At 31.5% G+C, this 15114-nt stretch carries 16 protein-coding genes; 2 read left to right on the plus strand and 14 right to left on the minus strand.

The window, feature by feature from the left end:
* Positions 1–207: 207 nt before the first annotated feature.
* Both dnaJ and N456_RS16740 read right to left on the minus strand, forming a co-directional pair.
* Complete coding sequence (dnaJ, locus tag N456_RS16735; RefSeq protein ID WP_062059730.1) at positions 208–1314, minus strand: molecular chaperone DnaJ; 1107 nt, start codon at positions 1312–1314, stop codon at positions 208–210.
* Positions 1315–1321: 7 nt separating this feature from the next.
* A complete protein-coding gene (locus N456_RS16740) occupies positions 1322–1891 on the minus strand; it encodes a nucleotide exchange factor GrpE (protein ID WP_062059732.1) in 570 nt (189 codons plus the stop codon).
* A 161-nt stretch (positions 1892–2052) separates the two neighbouring features.
* On the opposite strand from N456_RS16740, the gene N456_RS16745 reads away from it, so the two are divergent.
* A complete protein-coding gene (locus N456_RS16745; protein WP_062059734.1) occupies positions 2053–2724 on the plus strand; it encodes a YceI family protein in 672 nt (223 codons plus the stop codon).
* 57 nt (positions 2725–2781) lie between these two features.
* Here N456_RS16745 and N456_RS16750 read toward each other — a convergent pair whose 3' ends face one another.
* The 3 genes from N456_RS16750 to N456_RS16760 all read right to left on the minus strand — a co-directional run bounded on the left by N456_RS16750 (position 2782) and on the right by N456_RS16760 (position 5084).
* Entirely contained in the window at positions 2782–3693 is a 912-nt protein-coding gene (locus N456_RS16750; RefSeq protein ID WP_062059736.1) for a TIGR01777 family oxidoreductase, read from the minus strand.
* Between the two features lie 182 nt (positions 3694–3875).
* Positions 3876–4550: a tRNA (5-methylaminomethyl-2-thiouridine)(34)-methyltransferase MnmC2 gene (gene mnmC2 / locus N456_RS16755; protein ID WP_062060086.1), complete on the minus strand. Its 675-nt coding sequence runs from the start codon at positions 4548–4550 to the stop codon at positions 3876–3878.
* 12 nt (positions 4551–4562) lie between these two features.
* Positions 4563–5084, minus strand: coding sequence for a DUF4920 domain-containing protein (locus N456_RS16760; protein WP_062060088.1), 522 nt, complete (start codon positions 5082–5084; stop codon positions 4563–4565).
* Between the two features lie 239 nt (positions 5085–5323).
* On the opposite strand from N456_RS16760, the gene N456_RS16765 reads away from it, so the two are divergent.
* Complete coding sequence (locus tag N456_RS16765) at positions 5324–6391, plus strand: branched-chain amino acid aminotransferase (RefSeq protein WP_062059737.1); 1068 nt, start codon at positions 5324–5326, stop codon at positions 6389–6391.
* A gap of 82 nt (positions 6392–6473) precedes the next feature.
* Here the strand turns inward: N456_RS16765 and N456_RS16770 are convergent, their stop codons facing one another.
* From N456_RS16770 to N456_RS16815, 9 genes are all read right to left on the minus strand, one after another.
* The gene (locus N456_RS16770) at positions 6474–6860 is read right to left on the minus strand and encodes a pyrophosphohydrolase domain-containing protein (RefSeq protein WP_062059739.1); all 387 of its coding nucleotides are present in this window, start codon (positions 6858–6860) and stop codon (positions 6474–6476) included.
* 132 nt (positions 6861–6992) lie between these two features.
* Positions 6993–8174 (minus strand): sodium:calcium antiporter, encoded by a 1182-nt coding sequence (locus tag N456_RS16775; RefSeq protein WP_062059740.1) that lies wholly within the window; start codon positions 8172–8174, stop codon positions 6993–6995.
* Between the two features lie 26 nt (positions 8175–8200).
* Positions 8201–9715: a helix-hairpin-helix domain-containing protein gene (locus N456_RS16780; protein WP_062059742.1), complete on the minus strand. Its 1515-nt coding sequence runs from the start codon at positions 9713–9715 to the stop codon at positions 8201–8203.
* Between the two features lie 53 nt (positions 9716–9768).
* The gene (locus tag N456_RS16785) at positions 9769–11178 is read right to left on the minus strand and encodes a PP2C family serine/threonine-protein phosphatase (protein WP_062059744.1); all 1410 of its coding nucleotides are present in this window, start codon (positions 11176–11178) and stop codon (positions 9769–9771) included.
* A 1-nt stretch (position 11179) separates the two neighbouring features.
* Entirely contained in the window at positions 11180–12238 is a 1059-nt protein-coding gene (locus N456_RS16790) for a TerY-C metal binding domain-containing protein (protein ID WP_062059746.1), read from the minus strand.
* Positions 12239–12488: 250 nt separating this feature from the next.
* Complete coding sequence (locus N456_RS16800) at positions 12489–13124, minus strand: vWA domain-containing protein (RefSeq protein WP_062059750.1); 636 nt, start codon at positions 13122–13124, stop codon at positions 12489–12491.
* 84 nt (positions 13125–13208) lie between these two features.
* Complete coding sequence (locus tag N456_RS16805; RefSeq protein ID WP_062059751.1) at positions 13209–13847, minus strand: vWA domain-containing protein; 639 nt, start codon at positions 13845–13847, stop codon at positions 13209–13211.
* Between the two features lie 129 nt (positions 13848–13976).
* Positions 13977–14450, minus strand: a complete 474-nt coding sequence (locus N456_RS16810; RefSeq protein ID WP_062059753.1) for a hypothetical protein — start codon at positions 14448–14450, stop codon at positions 13977–13979.
* Between the two features lie 3 nt (positions 14451–14453).
* Positions 14454–15113, minus strand: a complete 660-nt coding sequence (locus N456_RS16815) for a TerD family protein (RefSeq protein WP_062059755.1) — start codon at positions 15111–15113, stop codon at positions 14454–14456.
* Between the last annotated feature and the right edge of the window lies 1 nt (position 15114).

Consider the following 15114-nt stretch of genomic DNA (forward strand, 5'->3'; position numbering starts at 1 on the left):
TTCTTATTCCTAAAAAAATTAATAATCAAAAACTTTTAAAAAACAAAACCCACCCTAAATACAAGTACTAAGGATGGGAAAAAAATTGCTATGAAAAAGAAAAATTATCACTAAATATAATAGTGATGTTTCAAATATACGAATTTTTCTTAATCAAACGTTAATAGAGTTAAACGATTCTTAATACACTAAAACCATCTAGTTTCTCTACGAAAACATATCTTTTACTTTTTCAAAAAATGATTTTTCTGCACTATCAGGATTTGGTCTAAAATGATCATCCTTAGACATTTTTTCAAAAAACTCTCGTTGTTCTTTATTTAATGTTCTTGGTGTCCATACATTAACGTGTACTAAAAGATCTCCTTTTCCATAACCATTAAGACTAGGAATACCTTTTCCTCTAAGTCTTAATATCTTACCACTTTGCACGCCATCTTCTATCTTAATACGCACTTTTCCTGATACTGTATCGATCTCTCTAGATGCTCCTAAAACAGCTTCAGAAAAGCTAATATATAAATCATAATGTAAGTTATTTCCTTCTCTCTGTAAGTCTGCATGTTCTTCTTCTTCAATTGCAACTAAAAGATCCCCTGCAATACCATTACCTGGAGCTTCATTACCTTTTCCTGAAACCTTAAGTTGCATTCCATCTTCTACTCCAGCAGGAATTTTTATGCTTACCGTTTCTTCAACAGCTTTTAATCCCTGAGCATCTGCATCACTAGGTCTATGATCTATTATTTTACCAGCTCCACCACAAGAAGGGCAAGGAGAGGAAGTTTGCATTCTTCCTAAAATTGTATTGGTTATTCTAGTTACTTGTCCTGCTCCATTACATGTAGTACATGTTTTATAAGTAGTTCCTGGTGCCTGAATCTTTCTTTTTACTTTAATTTTCTTTTCTACACCATTTGCGATCTCTTCTAGCGTAAGTCTAACACGAATACGCAGATTGCTTCCCTTTACTTGACGTTGCCTACCGCCTCCGCCACCAAAACCACCGAAGCCTCCGCCGCCAAAGATATCTCCAAACTGACTAAATATGTCATCCATATTCATACCGCCTCCACCGCCAAATCCGCCTCCTTCAAAAGCTTGATGACCATATTGATCATAACGTGCTTTTTTATCAGGGTCGCTTAAGATTTCATATGCTTCTGCTGCTTTTTTAAATTTCTCCTCAGCAGTTTTATCATCAGGATTTTTATCAGGATGATATTCTATAGCTTTCTTACGATATGCCTTTTTTATTTCTGCTGCTGTAGCATTTTTATTTATGCCTAATATCTCATAAAAATCTTCCTTCATAATTTTATTATTGACCAGTAACTACTTTTGGGAAACGAATTATTTTATCTCCTAACTTATATCCTTTTTCTATAATATCTATAATCTTACCTTTTAGATCATCACTTGGAGCAGGGATTTGAGTAATCGCCTCATGATTATCTGCATTAAAGACATCACCAATAATTACTTCTACTTCTAATAAACCTTTACTTTTCAATGTTTCTTTTAGTTTATTATGAATTAATTCCACTCCTTTAATCAAGTTTTTATCCTCTGATTTTTCGATTTCTTTTAATCCTCGATCAAAATCATCTAGCACGGGTAACATAGATTGTATAACATCTTGACTTGCTGTCTTGAATAACTCTAATCGCTCTTTAGAAGTTCGCCTTTTATAATTTTCAAACTCTGCAAAGAGTCTTAAAAATTTATCTTTTTCCTTATCAAGCTCTTCTTTTAGCTTTGTTTCTTGATCAACTATTGCCTCTTCTGTTTCTGTTTCTTCTGTTTCTGTTTCTGGTTCTTCAACAGAAATATCAAGTACTTCTTCTACTTGATCTTTTACATCTTCAGTATTTTTATTTTTCTTACTCATGTAGTTCGCACCTTTTATACGTTTTGATTTTCAATTAGCAAAAGTACTGCCATTTTTAAATTAATGTCATAATGTCACAGGTTTTTTTAATATATATTTAAGAGTATTATTTTTATAAAAAAATACTTTTGAAATTATTTTTCAAACTAAAAACTAATCTTATGAAAATCAAATTTATCAACACTCTTGTTATTACTACACTTGTAATAATGACATTCTCTTGTAAAGGAGAAAAAAAGAATGCTGTAGAAACGACTCCTACAGAAGAAGTAAAAGAAGCACCTATAGCATCTATAACATATAATGTAGATGTTCAATCAAGTAATATAGATTGGATTGGTTCAAAACCTTTAGAAAAACATACGGGTACATTAAAATTAACTAGTGGTACTTTAGAAACTAAAGAAAATATTGTAAAAAGTGGTTCTTTTGTTATTGATATGACTTCTATTAATGTTACAGATCTAGAAGGAGATGAGAAAACACATTTAGAACAACACCTTAGAGGTGAAAGTAAAGGAAAAGAAGATCACTTCTTTAATGTTGCTAAATTCCCAAAAGCAGTTTTTGAAATTACTGGAATTTCTGAAAAAGAAGGTAAAACATATTTAGAAGGTAATCTAGAGATAAAAGGAATTAAGAAAAATGTTTCATTTCCTGTCACAACGTCTATAGAAACTAATGTAATGACATTAAATACAGAAGTTTTTACTATCAACCGTACTGAATGGGGGGTAAATTATGGTTCTAAATCTATTTTTGATAATTTAGGTGATAAATTCATTAATGATGATATCGAACTAAAAATAAGTATCAAAGCAAATAAAGCATAAATACAAAAAAATAGTGTGCTTGAGACCGGTACTTTTAAAAAGTATCGGTTTTTTTATTTACTTATCAATAAGTGTATCTACTGCAGATACAATGTTATCATAATCAAATTCAAAGCCTGAATCAGAAATTTTACTGCTACAAACACGTTGACTAGAAAATAATAAGGTATGCATTTCTCCTAAAATTAGTTTCATAATTACTTTTGGTATACTTGGAAAGATTATTTTTTTATCTACCTTTTCTGCTATTGCAAGCGTCAATTTACTATTGGACACAGGATTAGGGGCTACGGCATTAAAAACCCCTATTAAATTCTCTTGTATTACAAACATAAACATACGAGCAAGGTCTTTTATATGAATCCAGCTTTGCCATTGTTTACCATCCCCAAAAAAGGCTCCTAAACCTAATCGAATAGGCTTAAGCATTTCAGGAAATGCTCCTCCTTTATCAGACAACACCAGACCTATACGAAGCAAGCTAACATTTATATCTAATATTTTAAATTGTAAAACTGCTTCTTCCCACTGACATACAACACTTCCTAAAAAACCAGTATCACGCTCTGGAGAATCATCCATATAGTAGTTTTGAAAAGAATCTGGATAAATACCTATCGCACTGGCAGAAACAATATGTTTAACTGAATGCTTTATTTTTTTTAATGTTTCTAAAATGAGAGTAGTTGTTTCTATTCTACTATTTAATATTTCTTTCTTGTATGATGTCGTCCATCGTTTTGCTACAGTAGCTCCAGCAAGATTAATAATTACCTCTACTCCTTTAAAACATTCTATATCAATTTCTCCATTTTTTGGATTCCAAAAATACCCCTGATAGTTAACTGTACTATAATTAAGCTTATTCCTATCCGTTGTAAGATAATGTACACTAAACCCTGATTGATGGCATAATGTTACTATTTCTTGACCTATCATACCTGTAGCACCAGTAATTAAAACCTTCATCTACTTAATAATTTATTTTTATAAAGAATATTTAGAAATCAAATTGATATATCTAGGTTGGTATTTTACTAATTTGGCACAAATTATTGTCACTACAGGATAAAGCCTATTTATTTATTATAGTTTTAACAATCGTTTAGCATCTATGGAAGTTCAAAAAAAACAATATCATACTATAGCAATCATTTTTTTGTAGCTCTAAGCATTTCTCGTTTCCCAGGAGGTCCAGGGAGTCTCTCTACATCAAAACCAACTTCTTGCATTGCTCTTCTTACGCTCCCTTTAGCAGAATAGGTTACTAAAACTCCTTTATGACGCAATGCTTTGTACATTTTTGTAAATATCTCAGAAGTCCAAAGTTCTGGCTGTACCCTAGCTCCAAAAGCATCAAAATATATCAAATCAAAACATTCTATATCGGATATTTCTACAAAAAACTGTTTCCGTTTTAAAAGCTTAAAACTAGAGGAAATATCTACGGGTTTTTCCCAATTAGACTGATGCATTCTACTAAATATAGGGGATTTTTCTTCTACAGAAAGCACCTCGGGATACATCATAAGCTTAGCTTCACTCCATGTAACAGGATATGCTTCTATACTAACATAATTAATAGGCTGATTACACTTTTCAGCCTCCAAAAATGTGATAAAAGCATTTAAACCTGTACCGAACCCCATCTCTAAGATAGCTAAGTGATCTAAGAATTCTTTTTTTAAAATATGATTAAACCCACTTTCTATAAATACATGCATTGCTTCATTGACTGCCCCATGCTTAGAGTGGTACTGTTCATTTAACTCTGGTAAATGAATAGTTTTTGACCCATCATCTGTAATAATAATTTTGCGTTGTATTCCTTCTTTCATCTATTTCTTTTTACTCTTTATTAAAACACCATCTGCTATAAAAGAGTATGTTTTTTTAGGAGTTGTAATACTTGCTATTTTATCCTTGGTCATACCTGCATCACTAGCATAATGGCGTTGTTCCGAAACAGATACTTCATTTACAAATGCTTTTCCAAAAACAATTACGGTATCATTTTCTATATCTTTTGGTACAAAAAAACCATAGTCTTTAAACTTTATCATAGATTCTTGATCATCGGTTCCTAAGGCTACTCTCATCCAACAACCTTTAGCTTTGCATACTGAATTTACAGTACTCAAAAAAGTAGCAGTAATGGTATCTCCTACTTTTAAATTTTTATATTTTTCGGTAATTCCATTCTTATTCAGAATATAATCAGATGGTACAATACTTCCTCCATACTCTTTATAATCTTTCTTCATACTATCTGAAATATAGACAGAGTTCTCCTTTTGAGAATATGAATTACAATTAACTAACACTACTAATCCTATAAAAAACAATACAATTTCTTTCATAATCATTCATTATACTTATGTTTTGTAAAATTAAACATTTTAAAAATTCTTATTTTATCAGAAAAAAGTATTTTTACATTAAATTTCAGAAAAACATTATGTTGTCTCTCCTATTTTTTGAAGCTAAAATTAGAAAATAAGTCTCAGAGGGGCTCTCTTTTATTTTAATAGATAAAAGCACAATCTTTTTTTGTCATTAGTTGGGTACCATATAAAATAATTTCCAAAAAGATAATCATATGAAGAACACAGTTTCCAAAGAATTAAAAATCAAAAAAGCAAATGAATCTAAAATTGGGCAAGTAGATTTTGAGAATCTAGATTTCGGAAAAGTATTTACAGATCATATGTTTGTTTGTGATTACGCAAATGGAGAGTGGCAAACACCAGAAATTGTTCCTTATGGCCCTTTAACTATGGATCCTTCAGCTCGTGTATTTCATTATGGTCAAGCTGTTTTTGAAGGGATGAAGGCTTACAAAGATGATAACGGAGATACTTTTTTATTTAGACCAGATGAAAACTTTAATCGTATTAATAAATCTGCTGAGCGTCTTGCTATGCCAAAATTTCCTGAAGATTACTTTTTTGAAGGTCTAAATACATTATTAAAATTAGATAGCGCTTGGATCAAACCTGGTTTTGGAAACTCTTTATACATCAGACCATTTGTAATTGCAACCCAGGCTAGTGTTTCTGCTTCTGAAGCTGATGAATATAAATTTTTAATCATCTGTTCTCCTGCACAATCATACTATAGTGGTGATGTTAGTGTCTTGGTTGCAGAAAAATATAGTCGTTCTGCTGATGGCGGTATTGGATTTGCTAAAGCTGCAGGAAATTATGCAGGGCAATTTTATCCAACAAACCTTGCTAAAAAAGAAGGATATCAACAAGTAGTATGGACCGACTCTAATACACATGAGTATATGGAAGAGGCTGGGACTATGAATGTATTCTTTAGAATTAATGATACGCTATTAACTGCTCCAGTAAGTGATCGTATTTTGGATGGTATTACTCGTAAGAGTCTTATTGCTATTGCTGAAAAAGAAGGCTACAAAGTAGATGTAAGACCTGTAAAAGTAAGCGAGATTGTAGAAGCTGCTAAAAATGGAAGTTTAAAAGAAATTTTTGGTGCGGGAACTGCTGCAGTAGTAAGTCCTGTAAAAGCTTTTGGATATAAAGGTGAGCATTATGAGATAGAGAAACAAGAAAATTCTTTTGCTTCTCATTTTAAAAATGCATTAATGAATATACAATATAATAAATCAGAAGATTCTTTTGGATGGAGAGTGAAAGTTTAGATCTCTGAATATCTAAAAATTAAATTTATTATTATAAAAGCAATAACTCCCGAAAAAAATATTTTCGGGAGTTATTATTTAATTATCGATCCAATATCTCTTTTATATTAGGTTTAAAATAATTAGGCCCTTTTAGCACCTTACCATCCTCTCGATAAATAGGTTTACCATCTTCACCTAATTTACTCATATTACTACGTTGGATTTCATTAAATACTTCTTCTATTTTATGTTGCATCCCATGCTCGATAATCGTGCCACATAATATATACAACATATCTCCAAGAGCATCGGCTACTTCTACCAAATCATTATTCTGTGCTGCTTCTAAATATTCTTCATTTTCTTCTTTCATTAAATTAAAACGAAGTATATTTTTTACTTCTCCCAAGTCTGCAACAGGTTCGTCTTTATAACCTATTTTAAATGCAGTATGAAATTTCTGAACTGCACTAATTTTATCTTTCATATGAATTAAATTATATTAAAACTTAAACAATTCACATGTGTAGACATGTGAATTGTTTAAAATTATTTTATAAGTATTCTAATTTTCTAAACACATTTTTTTTAAATATGTGTTTAGAAAATTAAAAATATGTTACTTCCAAAACCTAAAAGCATCTATGTAATCATTTACATTACTAAGCATAGTACTTATTTGAACAGACCATTCTGCATCTACAGAACGACCTAAAATATACACTGTAAATACTACATATATCAGAATTAATAATAGTGCACTTATCACTCCCATTTTCTTTCGTGAAATATAAATAAAAAATGAAAATGTCGTAAGAATAAAGAGTAAAATACGTAATTCTGAAATGTTTGTTACTGTTTCTGGAGACATTGTTATAGGACCATATATAACTGTAAATAAAATCAATGGCAATCCTAATGCAAAGCATACATCAAATATATTACTTCCTAATGCATTAGATACAGCATCATCATAATTTCCTTTTTGAGCATCTTTCATCGATAAAATTGTATCAGGAACACTTGTTGCTGCACTTGCCAATACTACTGCTATAAAATAAATAGGAATATGCAATTCATCTCCTAACCATTCACATGATTTAACTAATAAAAGACATGCACTACCAATAATAATCATAGAAAAAATCAATAAACTCCAAGCATTACTACTATTGATTTTTTCTCTAACAAAAACAGGCTCTAGGTTTAATGTTATAAGATTTTTAAAAAACGAACCTTCTTCTTCCTCATCCTCTTCTTCCTCATCCTCTTCTTCCTCATCCTCTTCTTCCTCATCTTCTTCTTCTACAGACTCTTCTCCACTCGATTTCATACTAGATAACATATACACTACGTATGCTACATATAAAAATACTAAAACTAATCCATGAGTCCAATTAAGAGTAGTTCCTCCTAATAAAAATATTAGAACAAATTCACAAATTAATAATGAGATTCCATCTCTAAATAAAACTTTTCTAGAAACCTGTACTGAACTATTCAATCTTTTTAGAATCACAACCAATATCACTACTGCCGGTATAATCATTCCATTAAATATTGCACTACCTGCTGTAGTTCCTATACCTCCTGCAAATCCATCTTTATCTTTTAAAACAAATAAGAAAAATAAGGTGGTAAATAATTCTGGCATCGATGATCCAATCGCATTGATTGTTGCTCCACGAACACCTTCGCTTAGGTTTCTTCCTAAAAACTCTGATGCTGTTTCAAAACCATCACTGGCTCTCCATATAATGAGACAACACACTACGATAAGAAAAAGAGATAATAGTATCATAAATTTTAAAAATTAGTTATAAGTTATTAGTTGTTATTAGTCATTGTTATTAATAATAATCTACCTCCATCTTCTTTGGACAATAATAGTTTTTTACCGTCTGTTAATTCTACCATAGAATTAATAGGGATTTCTTTATCATCTGTAACATCTTTTAAAGATGTTAATTTTTGATTTACAAAAACCCATTTATGGTTATGAAATGTAAAATAACCTACAGGTATTTTTTGTCTGTTTGTTATTTTTTCATTTCTTGTAATATTTCTGTCTACATGCCATTGAAAAAGATATTGATTATTATACACCATTAATCTATGGTTTTCGGGTTTCCACACAGATTCTTTAAACTGATAATAAAAGTCTAATACTGGCAATGTCCCTTGATGCGCTGTACCACAAAATGGGCATCTAGGCTTACTAGTATTATCAAAAACATACCATTTTTGATCACAAGAAGTATTATGACATTGCTGCATTAAATCAGTAGTTTTTAATAGTGCTATCTCCCATTCTTCTGCTGTAGGTCTTGCCATAGGATTGTGTAATCCATCTATAAATGCTCTATCAAACATTGTTTTTAGGTAAGGACCTGTTATAGTATATGGTAGTTTAGAGATATCCGCCCAAGGAAGATCCCACTTAGATACCTGATTTATTTTCGGTCTATTAGATGAATCTGTAGGGTGTTCAATAAACAAAGCTTTTTCTCCCATAGATAGCAAATCATCTTTTTCTGTATCTAGGTCATGAACTTTACTTCCTTTTAAAGGATGTCTATGTAATAAAAACATATAAATCAAAATTGGTAACGCATGTAAATCAGTTAATCGATTAGGTAATTTCCTGTTAGGGTCTGATTTATCTAAATGTTTTGTTGCCAAAACTTCTGGGGCAATAAATTCTGCAGTCCCTATTACTTCTGCCTGAAAAAGACCTGGAACTACTAAACCATCTAAATCAATCATGCATGCTGATTTCTCTACAGGGTCGATCAGAACATTATTATATGATAAATCCGAATGCGACAATCCCATAGCGTGCATTTTTTTTACTCCCCGCGATAAGTTTACACATACCTGAAAATAACTTAACCAATTCCCCAGCTCAGAGCCTGCTACTCGTAATGGAAATTGTGAATTTCTAAATTTTGCTCCTGCAAACCATTTTCCATTTTTTTCCTTTCCTTTAATCAGATCGCTTGTTTCATACCCTTTTTTAAAGAAAAACTTAGAATTATAAATGGGTACAATAATACCTGTTAATTCACCATGTCCTACAACATCTATAGGCCATCGATATACTTCGTTTAAGTAATAATCTCCGGCCTCTTTATTCTTGATTTGTGGTAGATAGTGATTTGTTATTTTTTGTAATCTTTCTTTTTGATTAAAATCTAACTTCTCTCTAAATATAGCCACTACATATGTTTTGTCTGGACTAAAATATACATCTTTTACACCTCCTCGCATCGGCTCGCCATCATCTATGAACTGGTATGTTTTAGAGGTGTCATTGACAGATCTTACTGTTATCGTTTTCATCTGTTATATTTTATTGTTTTTAAATGCTGTTCACATCGTCCTATAGAGACAATTTAATATATAATTGCTAATGTTCTATCATCATGGTTTCCTGGATTCCAAAAATCCATCCATTCAGAGAGTTGTTCTTCGATTCCTTCTTCTGATGTCTCAAAATCAACACTAAGTTTATCTTCGTTATTTCCTTTTAGATCATCGACAAACTCTTTCCATTTTTCAATTTTTTCTAGATTAGCTTCTACCACGAATTTAGGGTCATAAATCCCATCTGTCATCAACATTAAATATGAAAAATCTTCAACTAATTTAAACCCAAAACGTGTAGTAAACTTTTCATTCTGAAAAATATCTTTCATCGTAATAAATCGAGTGCCTCCTCCAAATTCTCCTACATCTAACCAATTCATTAAATTAATTTCAGACATGTCTTTAGACAATAACCCTATCGGGCAGTCTCCTACTCCAAAAGTAAGTACCGTATATCCAAAATCATATTTTTTTACTAATGCAAAAATTAAAGTTGCATGATAATCTTTTAATACTGTTTCTGTCTGCGTTGCTAATTTCTCTAACTCTTTATGTACATGATAGGCTGCTGCAGAAAGTTGTTTGTACACAAAATGGCTTATTTTTTTTGTAGTTTCTGCTGTGCTTTCTTGATAATGTGCTGCTATTACTTCATCAAAATCTTCTAATTTATCTGACAAGAAGTTTTCTTCAAAATAAGAAACTACTAGCTCACATGCTAGTTGAGCCCCTTTTCTAGACAATGTTGCTGACCCTGCTCCATCAGAGACTGCTACAACGCTCCATCCATTCTTCTCATAATTCTTATAAGCAAAATCATCATCTCTAAATGACCCTACATTAGCATGAGAACGTCCTCTTTTTGAGGCTACAACGATTTTTTTATCTAAAAAGCTTCCTGACACAGCTACATCATCTTCTTTCCAATGTGGATCTGTTATATCACTTTCTTTATTTTTCCATAGAGATTTAGGGTCTGGGTTTATAATTAGTGTAATTGTTTTTTCATTAAGTACAGAATCTTCTTTTTCTCCATCTACCCTAAAAAGGAATTTCACTTTTATATCTCCACTTGCTGTTGGTGTTCCAAAAATTAAATCTTCATTATTATCATACTGAAGTCCAATCTCTTCTAAGCCTTCGAATTCAGAAAAAATAACATCATTCCAGTTCAGTTTTATAAATTCTATTTTTGCTTCATATACTTTATTAACTGTTGCATTGGGAAGCATAATTACTTGTTGAAGGATATCATCTATTCTATTCTTCAATCTCCATTTGTCTAGCATTTTTTTCTGATTTTCCTGAATGATTTTCACTGTACTAATCATATCCTCATTTGAGGCAAAATCATTGAACAGTGTTTCTTTATTTGATGTAATAGGAATATTATTTTGTAATAGAAATTTTTCTATATACTTTTTGGTCTGTTCCATACTAGCCCTGTGTCCTATTTACATCAAAGCCTCCTTCTCCATATCCGTATGTACCCTGATTACCACACCAAGGACAAGTACTGACACTTTCTTCTCCTATGCAATGAATTTTACCACATCCACACATAGCAAAAGCTACTTGATTACCGCAACACGGACAGGTAGGTGATCCTATCAGTTCTTCTGTATTGATTTTAAAATTAGTATTGGCTTCATCTGCCAATTCAAAATATGAATTATCTACTTGATATGCTCCTACTAATCTATATTTTTTTGAGGTAAGTTCTACCCCTGCATATATAGATGGTGCTATTGACTTACTATATTTCATAAGGTATGGTCTCTTTGTATTTTGGCATTTTCCGCTCAATACAACAAAATTATCATCAACATATTGCTGATCATTTGGTAATGGATTGGTTGGGTCTATTTTAGTAATTACATCACCATCGATTTTTGCTAGTTCAAATTCTGATGAATTATTTTCTACACTAACACTACTTGTTTTTATAGAATCTGTTACCCATTTAAAAAATTCTTTATAGGATTCTACATTAGTATTTTTAAAATGTAATACATTTTCTGTAAGCTGTCCTAGAATTTTTGTATCTGTTTCATCTCCAAAAGAAATTGCTACCATATTAGCTGTTTTAGCCCAGTTTTGTTTCCATTCTGTAATTGCAGAATTTGTATCATCGGTAGGAACTCCATCGGTAAATAGAAAAACGATTGGCTTCCAATCTCCTTTTTGTTCATAGGTAGTTTTTACAATATTAGATCTCAGTTCATACATTAAGTGCCCTAAGCCTTTGCTTAGTGAGGTTCCACTACCTACAGGAAATCTAGGCGGGTAAAAACTTACGATCTCTTGTAATGGCACTAGTGTTTTTGGTTGACCTGCAAAAACTATAATAGATACATATACTGTTTCCAATGCATGAGGATCTGTTTTTAAAGCTTGTATGATCGTTGATAAGCCTTCTTCTACTTGCTGGATTGGTTCTCCAACCATAGATTCTGAAACATCTATCAAAAAGTAAATGGGTAATCGTCTATTCATTATAAAGAATTTAAAATTACTAAAAACAGGATCAGCAAAACAATCTGAGTCATATCTACTGATAATCCTGTACCTAACTTAAAAGGTTTTATAAACGTTTTAAAAAAATTAAAAATCGGAGCGTATATAGTATTAAAAAAATCAAACACTTTTCTATATTTAGTATCTAATTTATCTTTATATGGTAATAGCTTAGAATACAAAAACAATCCCACAATTAAAATACTAATAATACTGTTTATTATTCTCATTATGTAACTACTGTTATTTCACTTGGTGGAGGTGGTAATCCAATACTTTCTCCTGTTCCTTGACTTTTATTTCCTTGTTCAATGGTTTCTGAAACCCACTTAAAGAATGATTTTAGGGTTTGGCTATCAGCTGAATCTAAATGAACAACGTCGTCTGTTAATTCTTTTAGAATATCATCATTAGCCATATGTCCTGCTGCACATCCTACAACTGCTCCAAAATTTAATGCTTTAATTTCTGGCGTTTTTTGTCTATACAACTGGATATCTGATGGTTTCCCATCCGTAAAAACAAAGAGTAATGGTTTCCAATCTCCTTTTTGAGTTTCGGAGCTTTTGATCACATCACTTTTTACTTTTTGTATAATATACTCTAATCCTGCTCCTGTATTCGTAGGACCGCTCTGAGGACATGTGATTTCTGGAAGCTGAAAATCAACTAATTCTGTTAATGGAACTACTTCTTTTACTTCTCTATCGAATGTAACAATACTTATCCAGAGTGAATCTAATGCCTGAGGGTCTGATCGTAACGTATTAACCATTCCACTTAATGCATTATTTAATGCTTGTATTGGTTCTCCATACATAGAGCCAGATGTATCTAGTAAAAAATAAACTGGTAATCTTCTCATATTAATAATTGGTTTAAAAAAGATTCTTAAAATTATTCTTAATCTTTAAGTAATCAAAAATTAAGAATAGACTAATCACATTAGCTAGACAACAATATTCAATTCTGATGGTGGATCTGGCAATTCATCAAATCCTGTAACTTCTTTCCCTGAGTCTTCAACTTTGGTAGAGCTAACACCTATAGATGCTGTTACCCATTGAAAAAACTTCCCTATACTTGCACTATCTGCAGTGTCAAGACTTACTACGTTTTCTGTAATTTGTTTCAAAATTTTAGAATCTGCTCCATTACCTGCGGCACAAGCTACTGTAAAAGCTGTTTTTCTTTTCTGAAATTCTTGTAACCCTTTTTCCCAATCATCAGTAGGAATACCATCTGTCATTATAAATACTAAAGGTTTCCAATCTCCTTTTTGCTCTGTAGTCGTTTTTGCTACTTCTGTATCTATTTTGGTACTTACTAGTTTTAATGCTTCTCCTAGTGCTGTAACTCCAGTAGCCTTGATATCAACCATCTGAAACGATGCTAAATCTGTTAATGGAATTATTTGTTGTGCTGTACTATCAAAAGTAATTACACTTAGGAATGCTGTCTCTATTGCTTGTGGGTTTTGACGCAATGAGCTTATCATTATCTGAACACCGTTTTTAACAGCTTCAATAGGTTCTCCTGACATAGATCCAGAAGTATCTAACAATAAATATACAGGTAATCTTCTCATTTTATATTGTTCTTTTATTTTAAAATTTTAAAGAATTCTCCGAGATCCCTTAAGGAAATACAAAAAAATAAAAACATACGTTTCTTTTATCACATACCTCCTTATAAGGTTTCTCTAAGAGTATTTATATTACCTCGGAATATTATAATCTGAGGCATTAGAATCTGTATTATTAGAATCTGTGTTACTAGAATTCGACATATTATTTATACCATACGCATTTTCATTGGATGCTGTATTAGAACTTACATTACCATTGATATTATAAGTGCTTGTATTGGCTTCAGGATCATTTTGTATCAATTCGCTTAGCACTTCTTGAGTAACTTTTTTTCCTCCAGAAATATGACTTCCTATTGCTCCAAGTGTATAAATAGGTCCCCAAGGAATTCCCCACCAACCCATAATAAAATTAAGCAATACAAAACCTATAGAATATTTAATAGTACCTTCTCCTGGTCTAATAAAATAAATATCAGAACTTCTTTTAAAGGTTGCCAAAATAATTGATATGGTATAAGGAAAAACAACAAATTTTCCACCTTGCTGAACTAACTGCTGTATTTCTGATACTCTTAGTCCTTCTATATTCTTTATTTGCATAGCTTATAGGTATGATTTTACAATTCTATGTATTGTTTGTCCTAAGAATCTATCATCTGTAGGGTCTCCAATAGCACTAAATTTCCACTCTCCATTTCTTTTATATAGTTTTCCCATAATAATAGAGCTTTTTCCTATATATTGAGATTCAGCAGAAACATTATAATCTGCAAAAACTGAACTTACACGAGTAGGTGTCCCTTCATACATTCTTATTTTTGCATACGGTATCTGAGAAAAATCTTCTTTTCCGGCATTATTTAAAAAGAAAAATATCTGAGTTACTGCTGGATTTACTTTGCTTAAATCTACAGTTATAATCTCATTATCAAGACCATCATCTCCTCCTTTATCTCCTTCTAGATCATCTCCTGTATGTTTCATTGCTCCATCAGAGGTTAATAATTTTCCTTTAGGAAGCCCAAACTGTTGTAATACTTCTACTCTATATAATGGTGAATATAAATGATCACATAAATTCTTTTGATCATCGACTAAGATACAACTTAAATCAAGGTCAATATCCTGAACTGTTTTTGTTAATCCAAAAAGGGCTTTCTTTTCGATAGCTCCCCAGTTTACTCCTACACAAAAATTAGTTAATGTTTCTCCAGTTGATTTTCTTAAATCAATCTTCTGTCCTTTAGTTAAATTAATTGCCATT

This window comes from Aquimarina longa SW024 (assembly GCF_001401755.1).
Classification (GTDB): Bacteria; Bacteroidota; Bacteroidia; order Flavobacteriales; family Flavobacteriaceae; genus Aquimarina; species Aquimarina longa.

Excerpts from the sequence above, each read along its gene's own strand:
- N456_RS16815 (WP_062059755.1), bottom strand. The coding sequence starts at position 15,113 with ATGGCAATTAATTTAACTAAAGGACAGAAGATTGATTTAAGAAAATCA.
- N456_RS16740 (WP_062059732.1), bottom strand. The coding sequence starts at position 1,891 with ATGAGTAAGAAAAATAAAAATACTGAAGATGTAAAAGATCAAGTAGAA.
- N456_RS16800 (WP_062059750.1), bottom strand. The coding sequence starts at position 13,124 with ATGAGAAGATTACCAGTTTATTTTTTACTAGATACATCTGGCTCTATG.
- N456_RS16765 (WP_062059737.1), top strand. The coding sequence starts at position 5,324 with ATGAAGAACACAGTTTCCAAAGAATTAAAAATCAAAAAAGCAAATGAA.
- N456_RS16780 (WP_062059742.1), bottom strand. The coding sequence starts at position 9,715 with ATGAAAACGATAACAGTAAGATCTGTCAATGACACCTCTAAAACATAC.
- N456_RS16770 (WP_062059739.1), bottom strand. The coding sequence starts at position 6,860 with ATGAAAGATAAAATTAGTGCAGTTCAGAAATTTCATACTGCATTTAAA.
- N456_RS16750 (WP_062059736.1), bottom strand. The coding sequence starts at position 3,693 with ATGAAGGTTTTAATTACTGGTGCTACAGGTATGATAGGTCAAGAAATA.
- N456_RS16790 (WP_062059746.1), bottom strand. The coding sequence starts at position 12,238 with ATGAATAGACGATTACCCATTTACTTTTTGATAGATGTTTCAGAATCT.
- N456_RS16785 (WP_062059744.1), bottom strand. The coding sequence starts at position 11,178 with ATGGAACAGACCAAAAAGTATATAGAAAAATTTCTATTACAAAATAAT.
- dnaJ (WP_062059730.1), bottom strand. The coding sequence starts at position 1,314 with ATGAAGGAAGATTTTTATGAGATATTAGGCATAAATAAAAATGCTACA.
- N456_RS16805 (WP_062059751.1), bottom strand. The coding sequence starts at position 13,847 with ATGAGAAGATTACCTGTATATTTATTGTTAGATACTTCTGGATCTATG.
- N456_RS16775 (WP_062059740.1), bottom strand. The coding sequence starts at position 8,174 with ATGATACTATTATCTCTTTTTCTTATCGTAGTGTGTTGTCTCATTATA.
- N456_RS16745 (WP_062059734.1), top strand. The coding sequence starts at position 2,053 with ATGAAAATCAAATTTATCAACACTCTTGTTATTACTACACTTGTAATA.
- N456_RS16760 (WP_062060088.1), bottom strand. The coding sequence starts at position 5,084 with ATGAAAGAAATTGTATTGTTTTTTATAGGATTAGTAGTGTTAGTTAAT.
- N456_RS16810 (WP_062059753.1), bottom strand. The coding sequence starts at position 14,450 with ATGCAAATAAAGAATATAGAAGGACTAAGAGTATCAGAAATACAGCAG.